The organism is Amycolatopsis sp. NPDC049252 (assembly GCF_043197175.1).
Taxonomy (GTDB): Bacteria; Actinomycetota; Actinomycetes; order Mycobacteriales; family Pseudonocardiaceae; genus Amycolatopsis.
The window spans coordinates 78,651-102,185 of the sequence record NZ_JBICSQ010000027.1 but is presented as its reverse complement, the minus strand read 5'-3'; the positions used below and the strand labels follow the sequence as shown (position 1 = coordinate 102,185).

The window sequence follows — 23,535 nt, the reverse complement described above, 5'->3', positions numbered from 1 at the left end:
GGATCGGCGTCAGGCCCGCAGCGGCCTACGCCGGCATCGCCCCGGCGACCCGCGGTTCCGGCACGGACCGGCAACCGCCGGCTCGAACGCGCGTTCTTCCTCGCCGCCCTGATCCGCCTGGCCCGCCCCCGCCGCGGCTTGACAACCAAGACGTCGTTGACCGGTCACAACGAGCGCGTTCTGCCGCCTGGACGAGATGCTGCCGTTTCCTACGACAGCTCGACCTTCAACGCCTTGGGCGACCGTTGCCGAAAAGGCAGCCCACGCTCTGTCCAGGCATGCACGGTCGCTGAAGGGGTAGAAAGGTCCACCCCGGACCGTTGCCCGGTCCGGCACTCCTCCTAGGTTGACACGCCCCTCAGCCCTTAGCCGATGCCGTCACCAGTCGTGCGCTGTTTGACTGCAGGGACATGGAAGGACGGCAACCGCATCGGCGAGACGGCACCCTCGCGGAATCGCCGGGCGGATGCGGCGCGCGTTCAGCGGGCCATTCGAGCAATTGCCGAGCCCGACACGAGGGTGGACGTACGGGCGACCAAGGCATCACCACGCTTGTCCAGCTCTACAACGGAATCCCGGCACGTTGTCCGGTCCGGTGGATGACGACTTCAGCCGCCGGTGCGTGACGACCGCGTGGTATCGAGGTCCACTCCCGCAACTCGACGAAAGGACGAGGGCCCGCGGCGGCCGTCGTCGGCTTTCGTGGTGCGGGAGCAATCAGTCCGGCCGGCCGAGTAACCGACCCGAGAGGAAGTACGAGACTCATGGCGCAGACCCCCCGACGCATCGCCATCTTCGACACGACGTTGCGCGACGGCGAGCAGGCCCCGGCGAACGCCATGTCGGCCGAGCACAAGCTCGAGCTGGCGCTGCAGCTGGAGGCACTCAACGTCGACGTCATCGAGGCCGGCTTCCCCGCGTCCTCGCAGAGCGACTTCGAGGCGACCCGAGCGGTCGCCGGCGCGCTCTCCCGGGCCCAGGTCGCGACCCTGTCGCGGGCCCGGCGCGACGACATCGAGACGGCCGTGCGGGCCGCGGGCAGCCGAAACCACGTCCTGCAGATCATGGGCACGGGCAGCGACATCCACCTCGAGCACAAGCTCGGCATCACTCGGCAGCAGGCGATCGAGGACGCCGTCGACGCGGCGAAGTTCGCGACCTCGCTCGGCGTGGAGGTCGTGTCCGTCGGCATCGAGGACGCCACCCGGGGCGTCTACGACTACCTGCAGGAGCTGACCGAGCGGGCCGTCGAGGCCGGCGCCCGGTACGTTCCCGTCGCCGACACCTCGGGATGCGCGACACCTCAGGAATTCGGCGACCTCATCGGCAAGATCCGGGAGTGGGCGCCGGCCCCGGTCCGGATCGGCGTGCACTGCCACAACGACTTCGGGCTGGCGACCGCCAACGCCATCGCCGGTCTGCAGGCCGGCGCCGACGACGTCCAGGTCACCGTCGGCGGGATCGGCGAGCGCGCCGGCAACACCGCCTTCGAGGAGATCGTCGCCCTGCTGTCCTTCAAGGGTGAGCAGCTGGGCCTGTTCGCCGAGGTCGACCTCGCGGGCATCTACCCCGTCTACAACCGCCTGCGGGAGATCATCCGGCTGGAAGAACCGCGCAACAAGGCGATCTTCGGCAAGTACGCGTTCGGCACGGCCGCGGGCATCCACCAGGCCGGCATGCTCCGCAACCCCGCGACCTACGAGTACGTCGACCCCGCGCGCTTCGGTCGTACCCGCAGCCTGCTGATCAGCCGGCACTCGGGCCGCGCGGTCCTGCGCCACGTCCTCAAGGACCTCGGGATCGACGTCACCGACGACAAGCTCAACGAGCTGTACCGGGTGCACATCTCCGAGCGCGTCGAAGGTGACTGCGACGACCTCTCCGTCATCAAGGCGCGCCTCGCCGCCGAGCTCGCGCCCGCCCTCAGTGGCAGCGCCGCCAAGTGATCAGCCACATCGTCTGCTTCCGGTTCAAGCCGGGCGTCACCTGGGACGACCCCCGTGCGGCGGAAGCGGAAAAGATCACCCGCGAGCATCCCGATCACATCACCGAGATCCGGTCGTGGTCGGTGGGCCGCAACACGACTGTACGCACCATCGCCTACGACTTCGCGCTGGTCGGCCGCTTCCACGACCGGGAGGCGCTCGAGCGGTACATGGTCCACCCCGACCACCGGCGGGGCGTCCGAGCGTGGTCCGAGCTGAGCACGTGGGTCGCGGTCGACCTCGACCACTCGCAGGACGCGCTGATCGTCGAGCCGGTCGGCTGACCACCTCCTGCCTCCCCGATCGAAAGGACACGGGTGTACACGATCTTCCGTCCGGACCTCGACGCCTTCGCCCGCGCCACGCTCGCCGAGCAGCAGCGGCTCCACTCCGGGGACTGGGAACCCGGCGAGCTGCAGGCGCTGCAGCTGCAGCGGGTGGCCGACACCATGCGCTACGTCCGGGAAAACTCCCCCTTCTACCAGAAGCTGCTCGCCGCGGCCGACGTGCCGGCGAGCGGTCCGGTCACGCCGGAGCAGCTCGCCCAGGTCCCCTTCACGACCAAGGACGACCTGCGCTCCGAGATGTTCGAGGTCGTCTCGCTGCCGATCGACAAGGCGTGGATCTTCTACGAGACGACCGGGACGACCGGCCGGGCCACGCCGTGTCCCCGCAGCGACCACGACTCGATCGCCAACAACACCGCGCTGACCCTGGCGTACCGGGAAATCTTCGCCCAGCACGGCGACCGGCACGTGGTCGCGGTGATGGGCCCCACCGAGCTGCACTCGACCGGCGACACCTTCGGTGACGTCCTGCACAACCTCGGCCACACCGTCGTGAAGATGTGGCCGCACTCGCCGCTGGTCGGCTTCCCCCGTGCCTTGGCCCTGCTGGAGAAGCTCGGCGTGACGGCCCTGATCTGCACGCCCGGCATGGCGATCTCGCTCGCGAAGGCCGCCGCGGCGGCCGGGATCGACCTCGCGTCGCGCCTGGGCGTACGGCTGATCCTTTCCGTCGGGGAGCTCACCTCACCCGCCATGCTGGAGAACCTCGGCGGACAGTGGAACGCGCGCGTCTACAACTGCATGTACGCCTCGCAGGAAGCGTCGATCATGGCCGCGTGTCATGCGGACGGCGAACTGCGGACGGTGCCCGTCAACAACTACTACGAAGTGATCGATCCGGCGACCGCGCTCCCGGTCGAGCCGGTGGACGGCGTACGCGAAGGCGAACTCGTCATCACGCACCTCTATCAGGGGGCGAAGCCGCTGGTGCGTTACCGCACCGGGGACATGGTGCGGCTGAGCACGGAGCCGGAGTCGGTCGTCGAGGTGATGCGCCCGATCGGCCGGGTGCGCGACGCGCTGCACCTGGGCGACGTCCTCGTCACGGCGTACGACCTGGAGCAGACGATCTTCACCCACCTGAGCGGGGTGCTGGACTACTACATCTCCATCGACGAGGTGGACGGCCGCGACACGGTCACGATCACCGTCGAGCCGATCGACGAGATGGCCGGCCTGCGCGTCGACCGCGAGCTGGTCGGCCGCACGGTCGGCGAAGCCTTCGGCGTCGGCTGCACGGTCGTCGTCGCCTCGGTCGGAACCATCACCAGCACCGGGGCCATGGTGAGCTGGAAAGCCGCCCGCATCCACGACCGGCGCGTCACCGACTCCGCCGAGCGGGAAGCCGCCCTGGCGATCGCCGCCGGCCGGGACTCCCGATGAGCACCGGCACGCCGGTGGCCACCCGTCTCGCCTTCTACCAGGGCCAGTTCGTCGAGAACTCGGCGGTCCGGCTGCCCCTCACCACGCAGGCGTTGCACTACGGCACCGGGGTGTTCGAGGGAATCCGGGCCTACGCGGATTCGGCGGGCGGACCGCTCGCGGTCTTCCGGCTGCGAGAGCACGTGGAGCGCCTGCTGCGCTCGGCGGGCACGCTGCGCATCGAGCTCCCGCACGACGCCGGCGAGCTGGCCGGCATCGTGCTCGAGCTGCTGGACCGCAACGGGTGCATCGGCGACACCTACATCCGGCCCGTCGCCTACAAGTACGCCCTCGCGCCCGGCACCCCGTTCGGCGTCCGGCTCAGCGGGGTGACCGCGCAGTTTTCGGTGACGACAACCGCGATGGGCTCGTACGTTCCGCAGGCGGGCCTGCACTGCAAGATCAGCTCCTACCGGCGGGTGCCGTCGGCGAGCATCCCCTCCGACGCGAAGATCACCGGCACGTACGCCAACAACGCCCTCGCGGTCGAGGAAGCGCACGCCGACGGGTGCGACGACGCGCTCATGCTCGACGGCGACGGCAACCTCACCGAGGCCAGTACCTCCAACGTCTTCGTCGTCCTCCGAGACGGCCGGGTCGCGACTCCACCGGCCACCGCCGACCTGCTGCCCGGCATCACCCGGGCGTCGGTCATCGAGCTGCTCGAGCGCGAAGCCGGCGTCGTCGTCGAGGAGCGGCCGGTCCCGGTGGCCGAACTGCTTGACGCCGCCGAGGTCTTCGTGAGCGGCACCGGCGTCGAGATCTGCCCGGTGACCGCCATCGACCATCGCGTGGTCGGCACCGGGCGGGCCGGCGATCTCACCACCGAGGTGCGGCGGATCTACACCGAGGTGGTCCGCGGCCGGAGGCCCGCCTACGCCTCCTGGCTGACGCCCGTTCGCTTCGAGTGACCGGCAGTTGTCTCGACTGACAAGGGGAAGACGTGACGCAGACCACGAGTGCTTCGTTCCTCGACATTTCGCTGCCCACGGACGACAAGACGTGGCGAGTGGCCACGCTGGGTCCCGCGGGGACGAGTAGTGAGCAGGCCGCCAAGTTCTTGAACACCCGCATCAACCCGAGCCAGGACCAACCCGATCCCCTGCTCTTGCCCAGCTACGAGGAGGCCGCGGAGGCGGTTCTGCGCGGCTTCGCCGAACTATTGCTGGTGGCGAACGCCTACCACGACATCTCGGAGTTCTACATGGACGCCCGGCTGGTGCTCGCGGGTGCCTACCATTTCGAGACGCCGCTGTACGGCATCGCCACGGTTCCCGACCGCACCCTCGACGGCCCGATCCGGATCGCGAGTCACCCGGCGCCCGTGCCGTTGATCAAACAGCTGGTACCCGACTCGCTCACCGTCGCCGAGGTCGTGCTGGCCCGCTCGACGAGCGCGGCCGCTCTCGCTGCCCAGTCCGGCGAGGTCGACGCCGCGCTCACCACCCAGCCGGCCGCGGAACAATACGGATTGTCGTTCATCTCGCCCACCCGGCCGATCAGCATGCTCTGGTCCGTTTTCCGCAACGCCGATCTCGCCATCAGCCCGGCGGTCTGAGGTGACTGTGCCCGGGCTGGTGCCGACTTCTCGCCCGGGGCGGGCTGAGAGTTCGGCACGGGCTCGTCGCGCGAGTCGGCGGTCTTGGTACCGCACACCGCCGGCCAAGCTCGGCCACGACGAGTTTGCGAAGCGGCATCGAAGAGTACGAGTCCACGAGAGGTCGCGCGGTGAACAGCTTCTTTCCTGAAGACAAGATGGTCAGTCAGACGTTTTCGCTGCCCGAAGCGCCGCCGCCGGCCGCAGCTTATTCGCCGGTCGTGCGCCGCGGACCGCTGCTCGCGGTCTCGGGCCAGGTCCCTTTCCTTCCTGGCCGCATACAAGGACCTGTACCGGGCATTCGCGAGCAGGCCAGGACGGTCTTCGCCTATCTCGTCCAGCTGTTGGAAACGGCGGGCGCCGCCGTCCACGATGTCCTCGTCGTGCGTGTCTACCTCGCCCGTGAGCAGGACTTCGCCATCATGAACGAGGCGTTCGACGAGGTATTCGGCAAGGTCCGGCCCGCCCGGACCACCGTATGGGTGGACCTGCCCGGCGGCCTGCTGATCGAAGCCGACGTACTGGCGGTGGCAGGATCGTGAACCTCGAGCCCTGGTAGCCGGAACAGAATTCACGGGATCCGGTGGACCCGGCTCGAGGTCGAGGTCGAGCGTATCGTCGCCAACCGCGCACGGCGTGGAGCTGCCCACCCCAGGCCGGCAACCAGGCGCCGGCCCGCACGACGACCGTGGAGGTGTTCGCCGACCTTGGCCAGTGCCGGGTAAGCGCCCGTGTCGAACAACGACCGCGGTCATGTACGTGCGCGTCACGTCCGCGGTATCGGCGCGTCATGAGAACACACAGCCGCGTCCTCACCGTGGACCTCCCCACCGGTGGCCAGAGCGACCAAAAGTTCCTCGACAGCTGGAAAAGGGCGACCACGCTGATCCCCACCATCCGGAGGGTGGAGCTGCCACCGGGGGTCACTCCCGCCTATCGCGGCGAACTGCGTTACACGGTGTTCGGCGACATCGGCGTGTGGGACCAGTACACCGACCGGGTCCAGGCATTTCCGGCGGTGACGAGTCGGTCATTCTCCACGCCATGCACGGAGGATCCCTCGAGGTGACCGCCGGCAACCACGGGGCCGGGCGCAGGCCGGTTCGATTCTCGTGCGAGACACCAGCAGGCCGTGGGAGTCGCGGCCGATGGCGAAGACGTAGCCGGTGTCGTGCTGCTCGAACACCTCGCGTAGTTCGCTGCTGCGCCCGTAGACCTCGTCGCCGGCGGCCCAGGCCGGGTCGAGCCCGGCGTCCAACGCTCGCCTGATCCCGGGCGATCTGGCCCTTGGTCGCGAAGGCGTACCCGCCGGGGAACCCGGCCGCACGCCTACGCTCGGGTCGATATTGACGGTCAGGTGATCCCGTCTTTCGCGTTATGGAGGACAGACCGCAGCGACCGGCGGAGCCCGGCCGCCCCGGCATCACCCAAGCTTGACGTGAACGTTTTCTCGGCTTTGGCGTAGCGGTCCTCTGCTTGCCGGAACAGGTCACGCCCGTGGCTGGTGAGCTCGACGATGTTGCGGCGCCGGTCCCGTTCGGACGGTCTGCGCGCGACGATGCCGCGGCGCTCGAGCGCGTCCAGGAGCGCGACCATCGACGTCGGGTCGATGCCGAGGACCGCTGCGGCCTCCTGCTGTGATTCCGCCTCGCCGCCGGCGATGATCCGCAGCACGCCGAGGTCGCGGACGGTCAGGTCCAGGCCGACGAGAGCGGCTTCGGTCTGCTGCTCCAGTGCACGGTGCGCGTGCTTGAGGAGGTACCCGAGCACGTCGTCGTGCGCGCGCACCTGGTCCGCGTCAGAGTTTGGCTTCGGCACGCCAGTATCGTACCGTAGGCATATCGTCGGTAGATCCGATGATTTGTCTGACGAAGGGAATCTCGATGATCCTCGTTACCGGCGGGGCTGGCTTCATCGGCTCCCACACCGTCCGCGCGCTGCACGGCCTCGGCGAGGCGAGCGTCGTGGTGCAGCGCGGCACGGGTCAGGTCCCCGCCCACCTCGCGGACCTGCCCGTGATCGCGGAGCAGGCCGACGTCGCCGACCTCGGCGCGCTGCGCGGCATCGGCGCCCGCCACCGGATCACCGGCATCGTGCACTTGGCCGGCTACCCCGCGCCACGCGGGACCGTCGGCGGCATCGGGGCCACGCAAGGCCTGCTGTACGGGCTGCTCAACGTCGCCCGAGTCGCCCAGGAATGGGGCGTGCGGCGGGTCGGCCTGGCTAGCACGCTCGGGGTCTACAGCGGCGTGGAGACAGACGCTCCGCTGACCGAGGACCTGCCGGTGCGGCTGACCGCCCCGCACCCGATTCCGCGGTCGAAGAAGATCGCCGAACTCCTCGGAGAGCAGTTCGCCGAGGCGACCGGCGTCGAATTCGTCAACTTCCGGATCTCCGGCACCTGGGGCCCCCTCGGCCACGAGGACCCGTTCTTCGCCGCACCCGCGCTTGTCCACGCAGCCGCCAGCGGGCAGCCGCTCGACCTGTCGGGCCTGCTCGCCCAACCGCGCCTCGGGGACGGGCTCGACCTGTGCTACGTCAAGGACACCGGCCGGGCCATCGCGCTGCTCCAACTCGCCGACAACCTCAGGCACCGCACCTACAACATCGCGTCAGGACAGGTGACCGAAAACGCCGACGTGATCGCAGCGATCCGCCGGACAGTGCCGGACGCCGGCCTCGAACTCCCGGCAGGCACCAGCCGACCCGGAGCCGCCCTCGACATCACCAGACTCCACCAGGACACCGGCTTCGAGCCCGAGTACGACACCACCCGCGCCGCCGCCGACTACATCGCCTGGCTCACAGCAGGCAACCCACGCTGAGGGTCATGGCCCCGTGACGCAGGAGCGGTCCCCATGCCCTCTTCGAAAGCTCGAGCTTTACGGCGCGATCCGCCGGGATGCACATGCGGACTTCGTGGGCTGACGTTCAATCCGTGCCATTGAGCTGCAAAGATTATCGGCTCGGTGCGTGGCGCGTGAGGCCGGAAAGCGTGCGGGCCGCTCCGTGATCGTCATGGTGTGACGAAATTCGATCAAAGAACGGCCTGCTCGGCCCCTATAGCGGGGACCTGCGCTCGAACGCGCAAGCGTACGTGCGTGCACTGTTGATGCCGGGTGTGTCCGCGAACTGCTGGGCACTGGCGCAGGCGGTCGGACACGACCGCCCCTGCCGGCTCCAGCTCTGCCGTCCGGGGCGACGTGGGACGAGGACGCGGTGCGGGTAACACCGGGGATGGCGGAGGTCATCGTGTCGTGGTCGAAGATCGCGACCGGCCGCCAGCCATCGGCTGCCCTTTCCACGCGGTGCAGCATCCGCAGGTGGGCGGTGAGATCGGTCTCGACGCCGCGAAAGGTGCCGCGTATCTCGATCGTCACCGGCACCTCGGCAATCGCGCGGGTGCCGTTGACGTCGATCACGGGCAGGCCGAGGCGATGGGTGGACGGGGTGTGGTCGAACACCCGCTTGGACACCTCGATGTACTCCACCGCACTGCCGTCGAACCAGCTTGTCCAGCACGCTCATCACGTCTGCTTCATTCTCCGACATGGGTAGCTGCACACCTTCCTCTGCCCGGACGACGCCGCACCACCTCATCCATGGGTTAGTATATACGTACACGTATATAGGAGGATTCATGACCCGCTATGTCATCGAAGGTGCCCAGGTGTTCGACGGCGAGCAGCCGATCGGCGTGCGAACCGTGGAAATCGAGGGAGCACGGATCGTCGCGATCGGCGCGCCAACACCCGCGACAGCCGAGCGGATCGACGGCACCGGCGCCACCCTGCTGCCCGGACTGATCGACGCCCACACCCACGCCGACGTGGAGACACTCGGCCAAGCCCTCCGATTCGGCGTGACCACCGAGTTCGACCTCTTTTCCTTCCCGCACACGATGCACCCGGTCCGTCGCGCCGCCGCCGAACGAACCGACATCGCGGACGTCCGTTCGTCCTCAGTGGGACTGACCGCACCCGGCGGGCACCCCACCCAGCTCCACAGCGGCCTGAACGATCCGGAGCTGCCGACGGTCACCCGGCCCGAAGACGCCGCGCACTTCGTCGACGAGCGGATCGCCGAAGGCGCCGACTACATCAAGGTGCTCATCGAGAGCGGCAAAACCCTCGGCAAGACCGTCCCTGTCGTCGAGGAGCGCATCGTCAAGGCGGCAGTGGCCGCCGCGCATGACCGCGACCGCATCGTGATCGCCCACGCTCTGACCCTCGATGCGACCTGGCAGGCGCTGACCGCCGGGGTCGACGGATTCGCCCACCTGTTCATCGACGGCCCGGCCACGCCCGAGCTGATCGAGGCGTTCCGCGCGGGAGGCGCGTTCCTGACCCCGACACTGAACCTGCTGGCCTCACTCACCGGCCGGCACCTCGGCGCCGACCTGGCGGGCGACAGCCGGGTCGCCGCTCGCCTGCCACAGCCCTGGATGGACAACCTCAGCCGCGAATTCACCACGCTCCCGGCCGGCAATTTCGACGACGCCCTGGCCGCGGTGAAGGCGATGCACGAGGCGGGCGTACCGATCCTGGCCGGGTCGGACGCCAACCACCACTTCGGCGCCCTGGGCATGGCACACGGGGCGAGCCTGCACGGCGAACTGCAGCTGCTCGTGCGGGCCGGCCTCACTCCGACCGAGGCGCTGCGAGCCGCTACCAGCGTGCCCGCGACCACATTCGGCCTGCACGACCGCGGCCGGATCGCCCCGGGCACGCGCGCCGATCTTCTGCTGGTCGACGGCGATCCCACCAGCAGGATCAGCGACACCTTGTCAATCAGGGACGTGTGGCGCGGTGGCATCCGGGCGGTTCAATGAGATCCCCGGTGCCTGGCCTGCTCAGGTCCGGAGTGCGGCGTCAGCGATCGACTGCAACGAGATCTGCAATGCCCGGCGGCTCCGATCGGGCAAGCCGTCGAGCAGCTGGGTCATCACCTGCTCGACGATCGTGTCGCAGCGTCGCACGAGCTCCTCGCCCTCAGCGGTGAGCCGGTGCAGGATCGCCTTGCCGACACCCGGCCGGCGTTCGAGCAGCCCGCGCTGTTCCAGACGGGCCACCACCGCACCAGCGGACTGATCGGACTGCCCGATGAACAGGGCCAGCGCGTGGGTCGAGGAATCCGGCTCGGCCGCGACGGCGTACAGCATGCCCCACTGCGGCAACGTCACCCCGACCTCGGCGAGCGCAGTTTCGCAGGCCATCTGCTTGCGCAGCTGCGCTCGCCGCAGCTGCATCGCGATATCGACACCGCTGGGCACGTCCCGATCAGCCGACATCCCGACACGATATAACAACACGTATACGCGGGCTAGGAGACGCTCACCCGATCACTCAGGCGGTGCTCGCCGGCTGCCCGCTTACCGGATCGACCGTCCCAGCCAGGAGATCACCGACCTCAACGCTCAGCCGCGCCGCGGTCCCGGCCGACCACAACCCCCCGATGCTCTACACCTACCGAGCCGGGCCGACACAGCGACAACCAAGGTGTCTTCGACGTGGGGCTTCAGTCATGCCGAGTGCAGTGACACGACTCCCTGCCGCGGAAGCCACGAGACCGCCACCGAACCTGTGGAGCCTGGACCCTGCGCACGGTCGCCGACATCCTGGCGAATCCGCGCTACACCGGACGGCAGATCCGGAATCGCCACGCCAACGGCACCGATGGCCCAGCTTCAACGCCGGCGTTGTCAGCGAAGGCCGCCCATCCAGCGCTCGTCACCGAGCACGACTTCGTCGCTGCGCAGCAGATCCGGGCGACGCGCACAGCCAGCAACGGTCAGACCCGCCGGTTCGCCCTGGCCCGCCTGATCCACTGCGGGGTCTGCAACCGACGGCCGGACTCGCACTGAAACCACGGGCGACCGACCTACCGCTGCCGCCACGGCCACACCAGCACCCAACACGCGGGCCAGCCGCGGGCGAAGACGCTCTACATCCGCGAGGACTACCTCGTCGACGAGATCAGCATCCGACTCGGAGATGAGCGTAACAACGGCCACGCCAAGCTGAAGCTTGGCCGACAGCGACACAGAGACGCGTAGCAGCGGCGCTGCGCGACTCAGGAAACATCATCGTCTACGACAGCGCCGCATGGCGACTGAAGGAAATCGATTCGAGCTAGCTACGACCGTTCCAGCTCCAAGATCGCGTTTCGCGATCCGTGGGGTAATACTGTATCCGAGGGCGACTTGCTCACTATCCACCCAGCTGCAGTTGCGTGCGTGAGCTATAGGCGCTCGCGCCGAGGGCATTCCTAGGGCACGAGACTCCGCTCAGTGCTCGGCAACCGGTACGAAAGAACGGACTGACCTCTCCAACGGTCACATCAACGAATCGATTAATGTGCTCATCAGTCCGCCAGTCCCACACTGTCCAACGCCGCGACAATGCGGCTCGTCACCGGTATGCCCCGGTCACCGGAGGCCAACACAGGCACTGCAAAATCGAACGGCGCGTCGGCACGAACTTGGCGCAGCGCCTCGACGTAATGAGCATCAGCGGAAATAAATATCTCGGCGTCCGGTAGGTAGTGCTGCGTTGCTCATTTGCCGGATTACCGGAACCAATCTTCTGAGTTGCTTGCACCAGATGCACTGCCCAACGGAGCCAGTTCCTGCGCATCCGCTTCGGTTCGACGTCGTGGGTCCAGAATCTACTAAAGTCGACCACGTCAGAGCGCGCCGCACGAAGGTCTAGGTGGGCACCCACCCAGTCGGCGTATGTGGTGTCTTCCTCAGTAACCACGGCACGACCGCCAACAGTGAACAGATTGTATCGGAATATATCCCGGCACACAATGCGCCACGCTTCCACCGGCTCACCGGACCAGCCACAGAGGTACTCCTCCGGCGTACTAGGTCCTCGCTCAGCCACTATTGCAGTGAGCGGTCGCACATGAAAGTTCGTGCGGAGCATAGCCTTTCGCTGCCGTCGCTGGTTTGACACCAAGTAGTCACTCGGTCCGTCGTGAGCGGCAACTACATAATTGTGAATCCGAGTGGAGTCTTCAGCTGCTTCTCGCCACATCTTCTTCGTCCAGAAAGTGTCTAACGTTGCAATCTTTCCCGTATCAGGCATAGGACGAAGCCACTGAGGTCGCAGACGCCGCACTTCGGATACGAATTCGTCCGCTTCTAATGCTGCCTCCGTACGCAGCCGCTCACGGCGAAGTCGTAAGCGCAGTTATGATCCGCTGGCGCACCGCAGCGACGGGAAGGCGCGCAACCTCGATCAGGATGCTCGGCGGCGTGACGACAGCAGCATTTCGAGCCGCCATTGCCCTGTTGAAGCTACCGACTCCCCCTTCATCGCCTAGGTACGACCACAGGTTAGTATCAAGCATCACGCGCGTTTGGGCAGAAGCACGCATCCGAGGTGTGACCACCCACCTAGGATAGCTAACCGAAGGTCGACAGCACTGCATTTTCGGTCCGCCGGGCTAGATAACAGCCTGCGGGTGGTATGGCACGGCGATGTGAACCCAGCGAACCTCTACCGATGGCATGAACACTCGGCCAGCCGCGCCGACGAGTACGTCACCAAGCCCACTCCCCCACCTCGGCGGTCAGAACGAGGATCACCGCGATCGAACTCGACACTGACAGCGGGTGCCACGCGGCAACCCGCCGGCACCTAACGAGCCGGAGTGTCGAATTGCCGTACGATCATCCCCACAAGCACAGCCCCTGGAGTCCGATGTCGAACCCTAAGAAGCACCACTATATACCTGCCGTATACCTGCCGTATGCCTGGCCAACTTCTCACTCGAGACCGAGAAACCAGTTCGCGAACGCTTTGTTCATGTTGCCAGACGGCACACCAAACTCACCACAAGGCAGGCCGTCAAAAACATCGGTTATATCAAGAACTTCTACGCCCTTAGGGCCCCGCTCACACCCGACGCCGACCTGTTGACGATCGAACGTAACTGGAATGGCATTGAGTCGAACTTGACGACGGCGATTAATGATCCAATCAAGAGTAGATCAACTCCGACGCCTCGCTGGTGTGCGTTGGTCCTGGGCGCGCAAGATTCGCAGGACCTCGAACGCGGCGCTTCGACGTGTGGTGTCGCGCGTGTAGATCGCAGCTACCACGGCCAGCACGATCATCGATGACCGCAGCAGGGTAACGACCAGTAAAAGCACCGCAAGGAGATCCGACATCTGGAGGCCTCCGGTTCAAGGGCATAAGCCATTGACCGGGGCTCTCTTCCGCCGACGGACGCCGACCGGCGGCCCCGGATGACCACACGAAGGTCACCGTGCTGACGAAGCCGACGCGAAGGAATACTCCACTCCGTTGTCGGAAGTATACCTGGATCAGTGTGCGGTGACTATCGCTGCTTTCCGCAACGCGTCGGATGCGCACGCTCGTCGGCATGAGCGTGCGTCAGTCGGAGGTGCGATTGCCGACCGAGTGTTCGTCAGTGCACGGCTTGCCGGAACCCGGCGTGGTCGAGTAGGGGCACCGACAAAAACACCTATAGCGCGGTTACGCAGTCAGGTTGGCGACCGTGAGGGCGGCGATCTTCTGTGCAGCGCCGCAGGGGTCGTGCTGCCACGGTCCGGCTTCGGGCTGGTCGGCGGTGGCGGCGCTGATGTAGACGAGGGTGGTGTTGTCGGCGGCGAGCGCGAGGGTGCACCCACGCGGTCCGTCGGCCTGTTTACTGGGGACGTTCTCGTCGACGGAGACGATGACCGCCGGGTAGATGGTCTCGACGAGGATTGGCTCCCAGTGGTTGCCGGTGTCGTGGCCCAGGGCGTGCTCTTGATACAAGATCTGCAGGCTGTCGCCCAGGTTCGAGGTGTTGACCTTGGCGACAGCGCCGAACGTGGTGACACACCGGTTCCCGTCGCGGCTGCGTTCACCGCCGGTGAAGCCGAGGGCGGTGAGCTGCTCGACGGTGACTGCGGCGCACGGATCGGCGCGGAACCGGCCGGCTCCGCTCATCCCGACCCCGGGGATCGGCGGTACCGACACCGACGGCTCCGCCGGAACCGGCGGCCGACCGGACGAACAGCCGGCACTCAGCCCCGACACCAGCAGAGCGACGAAGACACCGCAGAGGGTACGGCGATCGGTCATGAGTGGGTCGCTCCCGGCTTGACCTGCCAGCGGGCCGGGTCGTCGATGACGCCCCGGCTATCGCCGACGTCGGGCAACGTGGCGAAGTTGGCTTCGATCACGGTCAGCTGAAGGCGGTCGCCGATCTGCTTGCCGATGTCGGTCATCAGCCCGCCGAGCAGGGTCAGGCAGTCGGTCCAGAATGTCGCGAACGCGGAGTTGATCGCGTCGGCGATGTCCTTGAACTCGATGACGGCAGCGGGAGGTATCGCCGTCGACACCCCGATGGCGATGCCGATCTTCCCGCCGAGCTGGGCGAGGTTGATCGCGCATTTGCCGATGGCCGTGAGCAGGTTCTTGTAGGTGTCGATGATCGTCTGGGCGATGGAGGACATCGTGTTGGTCAGGCTGATCAACGAGTTCTGGTTCTGCCCCAGGACGGTCACGGCGTTGCCGGCGTAGTCGTTGAACTGGTCGGCGGCGTCGCCGTGCCAGGCTTTCGCCAGGGCCAGCTTGGCGTCGGTGAGCTGCTTGGCCGCGTCGGACAGGGACGATTCCTTGGCGAACCTGTCGGCGAGCCGCAGGACCTTGCCGATGTCGCCGGCGATGAAGACGCGGAGCTTGTCCAACAAGGTCACGATGCCGTGCGCTCCGATGAACTCGGCCCAGTAGCGGATCGTCGCGTCGGAGTCGGTGGGGTAGGGCATGCCCGCCTGCGGTGGCGTGACCGGCGCCGGCGGGTCTGTCGTCCACGGTGTGGGGATGTTGCTCACGGAAGCCCTCCTTCGAGCTTCTTGAGCCGCTCGTACTCGGCGGCGTCCTGTTGTTCGTAGTAGCAGGCGGCGGTCTGCAGAGCCTGGGCCAGTATCTGCAGCGTCTCGGCGTTCTTGGCCGACACCCCGCGGATGGTCTCTACGGCCCGGTTGTACTGCTCGGCCGTTCCCGCACCGTGGACGTTGGGCATGATCGTCGTCAACGTCCCGGGCAGGCCCAGATCGAACTCGCCGAGCAGGGTCCCGGAGAGATCCGTCTGGGCGAACGTGGTGACCAGGTCGGCGGCGCCGGCGACGTCGTCGGCGGCTTTGCGCAAGGCTTCGGGATAGACCCGGTAGCCGCGGCCGGAGATGTCGTTGGAATCGAAGCTCATGCCAGCCCCGTTTCGGTGACAGCCGCGGCGACGGTCTCGCCGCGGCGCTGATCGGCTCGCTGTTCGGCGTCCCGGATGCCCTGCAGCAGGGTGCGGGCCAGCGCGTCGGCGGAGTACTGGCGCAGCTCGGCGACCTCGAGGGTCACCGCGGTCAGTTCGCCGGCGCCGGACACGGTCACCGACCCCAGCTCACCCGGCAGCCGCCACTGCAGCGGTGCTTGTTCGGCACCGCGCGCGGTCTGCGCGACCGTGGCCACAGCGGTGTCGATTTCCTTCGCCAGGTTGTACAGCTCGTCCTGGTAGTTCACCAGCGTCCCCGTTCCTCGTCGTCGCCGTCATCGTCGACGAGGAAGTCGAGGTTCTCGAAGTTCTCCTCCTCGACCTCCACCCGCTGGGGCCGCACCGACGCCGGCGGGTTCGACTGGGCCGGGTCCGGTTGTGTGCGGTCGTCGTGGGCGGGGCCGACCCAGTGGTTGACGGCAACGCCACCTGGTGGCGGGACGGGAGCGGGCTGCCACACCTGGTCTTTGTCCAGGACCGCGCGCATCTTCGCGGTGGCCACGGTGCTGGCTTGCCGGCGTGCGGCCGCCACGGCTTCGACCACGTCGGGCCCGACGACGTGTGGGTGGGCGCCGCGCATCACGGCGGTACTGATCTTCAGGTCCATGAGCCGGCCGTGGCCGCTCACGGCCGCGGTCACCGTGCCGTCGCGGGACTGGCCGGTGAACCGGACCCGCTCGAGTTCCTCGTCCAGTTCCGCGGCCTGGCGTCGCATGACGTCCGCGTTGAACACCACGTCGGTGGCGCCTCCCCACATTCCCGACACACACTTTACGAGGTCAGGACCTGCGGCCATCACTGACGGTCGCAGGCTGGTGACCCCACGCGGGCCAGCGTAACTGATCAGGTCTCGCGCCAACGGAACCGGAAGTCCATCACTTTCGCGTAAGGCTTCTTCGGGTGCTGGCCACACGCCATACGAGGGCTTGATCAGGGCAGGACTCGCAAGGCGACCAGTCGATCGGCAGATCTCGACTGCCTAGGGGTGACTGGAGCCCGACGACCTCGCGTCTGACCGGCGCGCGGATCTGTCACCTGGTTATCCGGGGGCGTAGCGGATCGGGCCTTCGGGCATGGTCAGTTGCCGTCTTCGTCGCCGCGGTGGGAGCCCACACAGCGGGACGGGGTGTCGCGCAGGCAGACCTTGCCTATCCTTCGTGCCACCAAGGCACGTCCGACTCGCTGAATAGCATCACGAACGCGGAAATCGGAAAACGACCGTCCGGCGGGTGGAAATCCACGGCCATCTCAATCTCTTCGGCACCGAGCAAGGTCAGCCCGGCATCCCGGAGCAGCTCGATAATCCGCTTCTCTTCCGCAGGCCTGTCTTCACCGAAATCGGTGACCACGTCGTCGCGCGCCAACGGCGTATCAGGGTCCTCGCCGTACGCAAGAAACGCGTACGGCCCGACCGCCGACAACCACAGCAACCAGCCCGATCGGCTCCGCCGATGCGGCGACAAAACGTAAGAGAAACTGACGTCGTCCGTCCGATCAGTCCACTCCTCGACGTCGAGGAACTCCCCGAATCCACGCAGGAGCGACTTCCACGGGTTGTTCTCCTGAGCGTCGGCGAAGAACCCGTAGTACGGATTCCGGAGATCCCCATAGGCACGGCGGGCATCCTCAAGAAGCTCCTTCGACCGGTCTCCCCTCCCTAATGCCATGACGATCCGTGCATTCCCTTCTTGGGGTGCGTGCTGACGCGCACACTCAACTGCCGCTTACCCGACGAACTGCGGCCGACAGGATACGGCAGCCTGGCAAGCAACAGCGGGCGCCACGAACGGAGCTCTTACCGTGCTCGCCGTCCAGGGCGGACGCCTCTACCGAATCAGCTGACTTGAAGTCAGCGGTTCAACCACGGGGCCAGCAGGTTCTCCAGGTCAGCGTCCGACAGCGCCCGCGGGCCGCCGTGGAACGCGGGCCGCGTCCCGCGCCGCCGTGTACTCCACCTCGAACGCCCGCATCAACACGTACATGAACGTCACCGAACTGAACCGCTCACCCAACAGAGTCCGCGCCTCACGCGCCACCTCGGTGGCACCACGACCACGCACATCCCCGAGCCGAAGCTCGTCGGCAGCCGGATCCAACAGGCTGGGGCATACATCACGACAAACACTCCATCATCGACACGAACAACTCAGCCTTCAGCAGCCAGCTGCCCACAGGCCGCGGCGATCTCCTGGCCCCGGGTGTCCCGGACCGTGCAGGCGACGCCACCAGCGTTCACCAAGCGGACGAATTCACGCTCGACCGGCTTCGGCGACGCGTCCCGCTTACTACCCGGGGTGGGGTTCAGCGGGACGACATTGACGTGCACCAGCTGCCCCGGTGCTTGCGCAACCGCTTCGTCAGAACCGGGGCCGTCCTTCCCCAACGCGACGCTCCGTACTAAGAGGGTGTCTCATTTGGCGAGTTTCTTGTAGCAGGTGATAGCGGCGCCGAGCGTGAGGAAGGCCAGGAAGTGGCTGGGTTTGCGTTCGTAGCGAACGGTCAGGCACCGGTATCCGGTCAGCCAGGCGATCGTCCGTTCGATGACCCACCGGTGTTTGCCGAGCTTGTCGCCGGATTCGATGCCTTTGCGGGCGATGCGCGGGATGATCCCGCGCCGGCGGAGCCAGTCACGCAGCGCGGGAATGTCGTAGGCCTTGTCCGCGTGCAGCTTGACCGGTTTCCGGCGCCGGGGTCCACGTCGGGACCGGATCGCCGGCAGCGCGTTGACCAAGGGCTTGAGCGCGTGACTGTCGTGGGTGTTGGCCGAGGAGACACCGACGGTCAAGGGCAGGCCGGCCCGGTCGGACAGGGCGTGGATCTTCGAGCCGGATTTGCCGCTGTCGACCGGGCTCGGGCCGGTCAGTCCGCCCCCTTTTTTGCCCTGACGGATGCTCCGTCCATGACTGCACGCGACCAGTCGATCATGCCGCGGCTGCCCAGTTCGTCCAGCACCGCCTGGTGCAGCTGCCGCCACAGCGCGGCCTCGGTCCACTCGGTGAACCGGCGATGCGCTGTCGGTACGGTGACCCCGAAGCTGGGCGGCAGATGCCGCCAGGCACACCCGCTGGTCAGCACGAACACGATCGCGGTGAACACTGCTCGATCGTCAACTCGTGACATCCCGCCACCTTGTGGACGCGTCTTGCCCGGTGGAATGAGCGGCTCGACCAGCGCCCACAACTCGTCGGGCACCAGCCGCCGCGACAACTCGTCCATCACGAGTCATGATCTTGCCCGCACATCCGTCAACATCCAAGTGAGACACGCTCTAAGTAAGAGGTCCACCATGCGCGGCAACAGACACCGGATGCACCGGCAGCTTAGGTGTCTGATTTACCAGCCGCCTGATCGGAGACTGGCCGGGTGGGTATCCTCCGAGATTCTCTCGATCCTTATCACCTTTCGGACTCGGTCCCACCAGTACTCATCACGGCTTGAGCAGTTCCGCGATTACCGCGGCCAACTGGTATGGCATCGGCTCCGCGGGCAAGTGGAAATGGTGATAGCCGCGCGGCAGTGATGCGGGCCGGTGCCCCGGAACGTGAGTCGTCACCACCGTCATACGACTGTTGGCGACCAGCTGATGTGTCCGAGCCAGATGCTGCGTGGTCAGCACGATCACGGGCAAGCCCGTTGTGGTGGCCGTGGCCAGAGCGGGCGCCGGGTCCGGTACCGCCAGGGTTCGGCTGGTCCACAGGTCGACCAGTTGCTCGGGCGTGGTGATCTCACGTGCTTGGGCCGGATGCGTCAGTGTGATCAGCGTGGGTGCCGTGTTCCGCTGCCACAACACCAGAGTCAGCGTGTAGGCGACGGTACGCAGGACCGCCTCGATCGGTCCGAAGGTGGGCGCCGTCGTATCGAGGACGACGGCCACCGGTCTCGCCAGCGGAACGGACGGCACTGCAAGAGCGCGTGGACGTAGTAGCGGCGGTTGTCCCGGCTGCGGCCGCTGTCGTTGATCGGGACCTCGGGTAGGTCGAGCCATACCTTCGCCGCCTCACCGAGCTGGCGGCTCCGCGTCTCCTCGGCGTCGCCGGCCGCATCGGCGGCGGTTCTCGCATGGCGAGTGAGGAAGCGTTGCAGTTCAGCGGTCCGTACGCCGGGACTGCCGGAGTCGAGCAACGCTTCTCCGTTCGGATAGGCGTAGGCAGCCAGGCCAACCAGGACCAGGCCGAAGCAGTACCGGTCCTGCAGCTGCTTCGGCCCGGTCCGCCGCGGCAGGCCGCTGTTGTCCAGCGTGACCGCGAACGGACCGTCCGAAGCTCCCGTGACCAGCAAGCCCAGCTGGGTCGGCAGGTGGACGCGGATCCCGAGGCCGTCGGCGATCCGACCGACAATCTCCGCGAACTCCGTATCCGTCCGGTACCGGTCGAGCAACGCCCGGTATGGACTGTCCGGTGTCGGACGGTGTTTCGGCACGAGCGCGAATCGCACCAGGGAAGCAGCGTCACCCACGTCGGTCAGGTTCATTCCGCTCCCATCAGGTCGCCTGCGCTCACCGCGTCGATCCGGTCGAGAGCCGCGGGCGTGGCCAACAGCAGATCGGGTCCGGAGAACCGCGGATCCACGAGTGTGGTGTCGTCGTCGACCGCGGCCAGCGCCGCGACTGCGGCGGCCAGGTCCGGCCGCACTGGCAGCTCGTCGGCCGTGAGTTCCGAGGTGTTCACGAACACGTAGAATGCCGCGCCCCACAGTACGTCGAGGAGGCGGACAGGCTCTGCGACCCGATCGGCGGCTTCCCTCCCGGCGGCCAACAGATCGGACAGGCGCGCCGGCGTGTGTGCGGCCGCGGCGAGGATCTCGGTGGCACAGGCGGCGATGTCGTCCGGCACCGAATCGTGGGGTTCTTCCCCGAGCTCGCCCGGGTCGTCGACGTCGGGGGCGCGCATCTCCCGTGCGGTGGGCTCCCGGAGAAGCTGCTTGAGCAGGTCGTCGAGGCCCCATTGCGGCGTGACACGCGCCGGCGATACCCCGGCGATCAGGATTCCGGCGACCACCTCGAACTCGGGATCGTCGGCGACCAGGCTCGGCGCCAGCACCTGTTCGCCGAGGTCGATCGCGGCCGCGAGCCCCCGGGGCTGGAAGCGCTGCACCTCCTGGGCCGCCAAGAACACCGGGATGGCCTGCTGGAGGTAGAGCTCCAACCGCACCCATACGTCCTGCCCGCGGGCGACGGTCTCCTCGATCAGGCGGCAGACCTCGGCGGCTCCTGGATCCTCACCAGCTCGTCGGGCGAGATCGCGGAGCTGCCGGTCCTTGTCGAGCTGCTGCCCGATCTTTTCCAGGACGTTTTCGAGCCAGCCGGGCATCTCACCGGCCCAGTCGACGCTACGGATGTCACGGCGCGTGTCATCCAGCTTCTCCCGCAGGCTGGCCGAGAGCCCCTGGGCGGTCCGCGTCGCCTGCTTGGCGGTCGCGAGCGCCTTGTCGAACTCGCCGGAGTTCATCTGGATCTCGACCATGATCTTGAGCGCGAGCGCCTGATCGGCCAGGTTTGTGTTGAGAGCCTGCAAGAACACGAGGATCGCGGGGTCGGTCGCCTTGATCGCGATCCCCTCGACCTCCTCTGTGAGGGTCAGGAGCTGAAACCGGTACGCAACGGCCTCGCTCCACTCTTCGCCGTCGACCGCCGGTTCACGCCAGAACACCTCGTGCGGGCGCCCGTCGTTGAGCAGCGTGTTCAGGACGACTTTGGCCACCTTCGCCCACGGCCGGCTGTCGTCGTCCGGGCTCATCCGGCGCGCGGCGAGCATCAGGTGGTCGACGATCGCGGCCGGGCTGACCGACCCCTCCATGCTGGCTTGGTTCAGCACGACGAAGTCGATCAATCGCAGGGCTAGCTGGGGCAGGTCATACTGGCGGTGGTCGAACCCGGCCCGCGGAGCCGCACGGTTCACCAGTTCGAAGACCGGTTGCAGCAGCTGCAGCGCCTGCCATCGCGCGTGCAGCTCGCCACCGGCACGATCACCGGCTGCCCCTGTCATCGGCACCTCCAGGCCCTGCCCGACCTCTCGCGGTGTAGTCGGAAGGCGAAAACCACGCATTACGCTGGAACGCGATCTTCACCTGAATGCGCTAGCAGGCCCTGCTCGATGTCGACTTCGCATCATGGCCTTCGCGTCAAAGTGGCCGCTCATCGTGCAGATTTTGAGAATCGGCGACTTCTTCGCGTCCGGCCAGGTCATGGACGCTCGGCCAGCCCGGCATCGGCTCCCGCGGCGCAGTCAGCCTCCACCGCTGTCGCCGCGCCTGTCGGCGACCGTGCGTGTCATAACGCCAGCCTGTAGTTGCCGACCACTTACAGTGCAACACGAGAGATATGAGCTGCAATGCGGCCATTCGGGTGCAGATCAGCCCCGGACTCGTCATCGGTACCAGGCGGCTGCGTTCCGCCCTCGACCCGAACCCACCTCAAGCATCGAGGTGCACAATGCCCAGTCTTACCCGAGCAGCTCCTCCGACAGGCGCAATGTCTCCGCGTCGAGCTGGTGCCCGACGTCGGCAGCGAACTGCCGCGACACACGGGCTGAGGTTCGCGTTCTATGGGCGGATGTCCACGGTCGAGTTCCACGATCGGACGACGTCTTCCGGCTGGCAGCGCGAGGTCGCTGAGGAGACGATCCGAGGGCACGGCGTGATCGTGGCGGAGTACTTCGACGAAGGTTTCTCGCGTCGGCTGCCATGGTCCGAACGGCCCGCTGCGGCACAGTTGATGGCAGCTGCGGAGCACACGAACCGCCTGTTCGACGCCGTCGTGATCGGCGAGTACGAGCGAGCGTTCTACGGAGACCAGTTCAACGCCGTGGTGACCACGCTCCGGCTGCACGGCATCCAGCTGTGGCTCCCCGAAACGAATGGTCCGGTGAACCTCGAGGACCCAGTGCACCAAGCGTTGATGCTGCTGCTCGGGTCCCAGTCACGTCGCGAGGTGCTGCGAGCCCGGCACCGCGTGCTCGCGGCGATGCACCTCCAGTCCCGTGTTCAAGGCAGGTTCCTCGGCGGCCGGCCACCCTACGGATATCGCCTCGCTGACGCCGGTCCCCACCCGAACCGGGCCCATGCGAACTGGGGTCGCCGCCTGCACCGCCTGGAACCCGATCCGGCCACCGCACCGTGGGTGCGGTGGATTTTCCAGCAACGCGCTACCGGGCGCAGCGTGGCCGGTATCGCGCGGGAGCTGAACGACCGCGGCATCCCGTGCCCCTCGAGCGTTGACCGTGGCCGGAACCGGCACCGGACGAAGCACGAGTGGATCGTCCGAACGGTGGTCGGGATCCTCGAAAATCCTCGATACACCGGGCGGCAGGTGTGGAACCGACAAGGTGCCAGAACAACCGGCCCGGCCCACCACCGTGTTCCCACTCGACCACCGACGGCGCAGGGCTGGGCCGAGTCGGAGAAGGTGATACATCCGGCGCTCGTGGACGGGGCCACCTTCCTCGAGGTCCAGGGCATGCGCGCAGCCCGGCTCACCCAGGACGGCGGCACCAGGACGTACGTTCTGGCGGGAGTCGTGCAATGTCAACTGTGCGGCCGCCGATTGGACTCGCACTGGGTGAACGGCCGCCCCGGCTACCGCTGCCGCCACGGCCACACGAGCGCCCGCAACCGCCCACCAGAACTCGCCAAGAACGTCTACGTCCGTGAAGACCACTTGCTCAACGATCTCCGCGTGCGATTCGCCGAGACCGTAGGTGATGATGGGTCCGCGATCTCCGACTACCTGAGAACGAATGACCTAACGATCATGTGTGGCGGCCCGACACGCGAAGTCAGGGCGTACAGCCCACATTCCGCACTTACCACGAGAGTTGAGACCGTCGGCGACCAGCTGCTGTTACTCTGACCTGGCCGCAACGCGTGGCTCCATGGGGTAATTGTGTGTCCGACACTGTTC

At 67.0% G+C, this 23,535-nt stretch carries 24 protein-coding genes and 2 pseudogenes; 11 read left to right on the top strand and 15 right to left on the bottom strand.

Going from position 1 to position 23,535, the window contains the following annotated elements; genetic code table 11:
* Window positions 1-764 precede the first annotated feature (764 nt).
* The 7 genes from ACGFMK_RS26165 (at window position 765) to ACGFMK_RS26135 (ending at window position 6,420) form a co-directional block, all read left to right on the top strand.
* A complete protein-coding gene (locus tag ACGFMK_RS26165) occupies window positions 765-1,946 on the top strand; it encodes a LeuA family protein (RefSeq protein ID WP_392768226.1) in 1,182 nt (393 codons plus the stop codon).
* Window positions 1,943-2,269, top strand: coding sequence for a Dabb family protein (locus ACGFMK_RS26160; RefSeq protein WP_392768223.1), 327 nt, complete (start codon window positions 1,943-1,945; stop codon window positions 2,267-2,269). The genes ACGFMK_RS26165 and ACGFMK_RS26160 overlap by 4 nt, the downstream gene beginning before the upstream one ends.
* 33 nt (window positions 2,270-2,302) lie before the next feature.
* Window positions 2,303-3,715 (top strand): phenylacetate--CoA ligase family protein, encoded by a 1,413-nt coding sequence (locus tag ACGFMK_RS26155; RefSeq protein WP_392768220.1) that lies wholly within the window; start codon window positions 2,303-2,305, stop codon window positions 3,713-3,715.
* A complete protein-coding gene (locus tag ACGFMK_RS26150; protein WP_392768217.1) occupies window positions 3,712-4,665 on the top strand; it encodes a branched-chain amino acid transaminase in 954 nt (317 codons plus the stop codon). Before ACGFMK_RS26155 ends, ACGFMK_RS26150 begins: the two co-directional genes overlap by 4 nt.
* Window positions 4,666-4,697: 32 nt before the next feature.
* Window positions 4,698-5,312: a prephenate dehydratase domain-containing protein gene (locus ACGFMK_RS26145; RefSeq protein ID WP_392768215.1), complete on the top strand. Its 615-nt coding sequence runs from the start codon at window positions 4,698-4,700 to the stop codon at window positions 5,310-5,312.
* Between the two features lie 170 nt (window positions 5,313-5,482).
* Window positions 5,483-5,893, top strand: coding sequence for a RidA family protein (locus tag ACGFMK_RS26140; RefSeq protein WP_392768212.1), 411 nt, complete (start codon window positions 5,483-5,485; stop codon window positions 5,891-5,893).
* Window positions 5,894-6,168: 275 nt separating this feature from the next.
* Window positions 6,169-6,420 (top strand): hypothetical protein, encoded by a 252-nt coding sequence (locus ACGFMK_RS26135; protein ID WP_392768209.1) that lies wholly within the window; start codon window positions 6,169-6,171, stop codon window positions 6,418-6,420.
* 284 nt (window positions 6,421-6,704) lie between these two features.
* Here the strand turns inward: ACGFMK_RS26135 and ACGFMK_RS26130 are convergent, their stop codons facing one another.
* On the bottom strand, window positions 6,705-7,169 hold the full coding sequence (locus ACGFMK_RS26130) for a MarR family winged helix-turn-helix transcriptional regulator (protein ID WP_392768207.1): 465 nt from the start codon (window positions 7,167-7,169) through the stop codon (window positions 6,705-6,707).
* Between the two features lie 65 nt (window positions 7,170-7,234).
* On the opposite strand from ACGFMK_RS26130, the gene ACGFMK_RS26125 reads away from it, so the two are divergent.
* Window positions 7,235-8,176, top strand: a complete 942-nt coding sequence (locus ACGFMK_RS26125) for an NAD-dependent epimerase/dehydratase family protein (RefSeq protein ID WP_392768204.1) — start codon at window positions 7,235-7,237, stop codon at window positions 8,174-8,176.
* Window positions 8,177-8,233: 57 nt separating this feature from the next.
* On the opposite strand, the gene ACGFMK_RS26120 is transcribed toward ACGFMK_RS26125, so the two are convergent.
* Complete coding sequence (locus ACGFMK_RS26120) at window positions 8,234-8,842, bottom strand: hypothetical protein (RefSeq protein ID WP_392768203.1); 609 nt, start codon at window positions 8,840-8,842, stop codon at window positions 8,234-8,236.
* A 149-nt stretch (window positions 8,843-8,991) separates the two neighbouring features.
* Between ACGFMK_RS26120 and ACGFMK_RS26115 the strand changes: the two genes are divergently transcribed.
* Window positions 8,992-10,182 (top strand): amidohydrolase family protein, encoded by a 1,191-nt coding sequence (locus ACGFMK_RS26115; RefSeq protein ID WP_392768200.1) that lies wholly within the window; start codon window positions 8,992-8,994, stop codon window positions 10,180-10,182.
* Between the two features lie 21 nt (window positions 10,183-10,203).
* On the opposite strand, the gene ACGFMK_RS26110 is transcribed toward ACGFMK_RS26115, so the two are convergent.
* Complete coding sequence (locus ACGFMK_RS26110) at window positions 10,204-10,641, bottom strand: MarR family winged helix-turn-helix transcriptional regulator (RefSeq protein ID WP_392768197.1); 438 nt, start codon at window positions 10,639-10,641, stop codon at window positions 10,204-10,206.
* 258 nt (window positions 10,642-10,899) lie between these two features.
* On the opposite strand from ACGFMK_RS26110, the gene ACGFMK_RS26105 reads away from it, so the two are divergent.
* Window positions 10,900-11,214 carry a recombinase family protein gene (locus tag ACGFMK_RS26105; protein WP_392768229.1) on the top strand — a complete coding sequence of 105 codons (315 nt, stop codon included), beginning with the start codon at window positions 10,900-10,902 and terminating at the stop codon, window positions 11,212-11,214.
* A 2,644-nt stretch (window positions 11,215-13,858) separates the two neighbouring features.
* On the opposite strand, the gene ACGFMK_RS26100 is transcribed toward ACGFMK_RS26105, so the two are convergent.
* The 12 genes and pseudogenes from ACGFMK_RS26100 to ACGFMK_RS26045 all read right to left on the bottom strand — a co-directional run bounded on the left by ACGFMK_RS26100 (window position 13,859) and on the right by ACGFMK_RS26045 (window position 21,622).
* Window positions 13,859-14,452, bottom strand: a complete 594-nt coding sequence (locus ACGFMK_RS26100) for a DUF3558 family protein (RefSeq protein WP_392768194.1) — start codon at window positions 14,450-14,452, stop codon at window positions 13,859-13,861.
* Window positions 14,449-15,204 (bottom strand): WXG100 family type VII secretion target, encoded by a 756-nt coding sequence (locus ACGFMK_RS26095; RefSeq protein ID WP_392768191.1) that lies wholly within the window; start codon window positions 15,202-15,204, stop codon window positions 14,449-14,451. The genes ACGFMK_RS26100 and ACGFMK_RS26095 overlap by 4 nt, the downstream gene beginning before the upstream one ends.
* Complete coding sequence (locus ACGFMK_RS26090) at window positions 15,201-15,578, bottom strand: hypothetical protein (RefSeq protein ID WP_392768188.1); 378 nt, start codon at window positions 15,576-15,578, stop codon at window positions 15,201-15,203. The genes ACGFMK_RS26095 and ACGFMK_RS26090 overlap by 4 nt, the downstream gene beginning before the upstream one ends.
* Window positions 15,575-15,886 carry a hypothetical protein gene (locus ACGFMK_RS26085; RefSeq protein WP_392768185.1) on the bottom strand — a complete coding sequence of 104 codons (312 nt, stop codon included), beginning with the start codon at window positions 15,884-15,886 and terminating at the stop codon, window positions 15,575-15,577. The genes ACGFMK_RS26090 and ACGFMK_RS26085 overlap by 4 nt, the downstream gene beginning before the upstream one ends.
* Entirely contained in the window at window positions 15,883-16,374 is a 492-nt protein-coding gene (locus ACGFMK_RS26080) for a YbaB/EbfC family nucleoid-associated protein (RefSeq protein ID WP_392768182.1), read from the bottom strand. Before ACGFMK_RS26080 ends, ACGFMK_RS26085 begins: the two co-directional genes overlap by 4 nt.
* 412 nt (window positions 16,375-16,786) lie before the next feature.
* Window positions 16,787-17,305, bottom strand: coding sequence for a hypothetical protein (locus tag ACGFMK_RS26075; RefSeq protein WP_392768179.1), 519 nt, complete (start codon window positions 17,303-17,305; stop codon window positions 16,787-16,789).
* Window positions 17,306-17,487: 182 nt separating this feature from the next.
* A pseudogene (locus tag ACGFMK_RS26070) lies at window positions 17,488-17,783 on the bottom strand (hypothetical protein).
* A gap of 1 nt (window position 17,784) precedes the next feature.
* A pseudogene (locus tag ACGFMK_RS26065) lies at window positions 17,785-18,008 on the bottom strand (23S rRNA (adenine(2503)-C(2))-methyltransferase RlmN); the annotation flags it as partial.
* Between the two features lie 40 nt (window positions 18,009-18,048).
* Window positions 18,049-18,857 (bottom strand): IS5 family transposase gene (locus ACGFMK_RS26060; protein WP_392768176.1). Its coding sequence is split into 2 segments (ribosomal slippage): window positions 18,049-18,518 and window positions 18,518-18,857, totalling 810 coding nucleotides; the frame shifts between segments, so codons are not numbered across the junction.
* Window positions 18,858-19,065: 208 nt separating this feature from the next.
* A complete protein-coding gene (locus ACGFMK_RS26055; RefSeq protein ID WP_392768173.1) occupies window positions 19,066-19,428 on the bottom strand; it encodes a hypothetical protein in 363 nt (120 codons plus the stop codon).
* A 5-nt stretch (window positions 19,429-19,433) separates the two neighbouring features.
* Window positions 19,434-20,108 (bottom strand): hypothetical protein, encoded by a 675-nt coding sequence (locus ACGFMK_RS26050; RefSeq protein WP_392768170.1) that lies wholly within the window; start codon window positions 20,106-20,108, stop codon window positions 19,434-19,436.
* The gene (locus ACGFMK_RS26045; RefSeq protein ID WP_392768167.1) at window positions 20,105-21,622 is read right to left on the bottom strand and encodes a hypothetical protein; all 1,518 of its coding nucleotides are present in this window, start codon (window positions 21,620-21,622) and stop codon (window positions 20,105-20,107) included. The genes ACGFMK_RS26050 and ACGFMK_RS26045 overlap by 4 nt, the downstream gene beginning before the upstream one ends.
* 335 nt (window positions 21,623-21,957) lie before the next feature.
* Between ACGFMK_RS26045 and ACGFMK_RS26040 the strand changes: the two genes are divergently transcribed.
* Complete coding sequence (locus tag ACGFMK_RS26040; RefSeq protein WP_392768164.1) at window positions 21,958-23,484, top strand: recombinase family protein; 1,527 nt, start codon at window positions 21,958-21,960, stop codon at window positions 23,482-23,484.
* Window positions 23,485-23,535 lie beyond the last annotated feature (51 nt).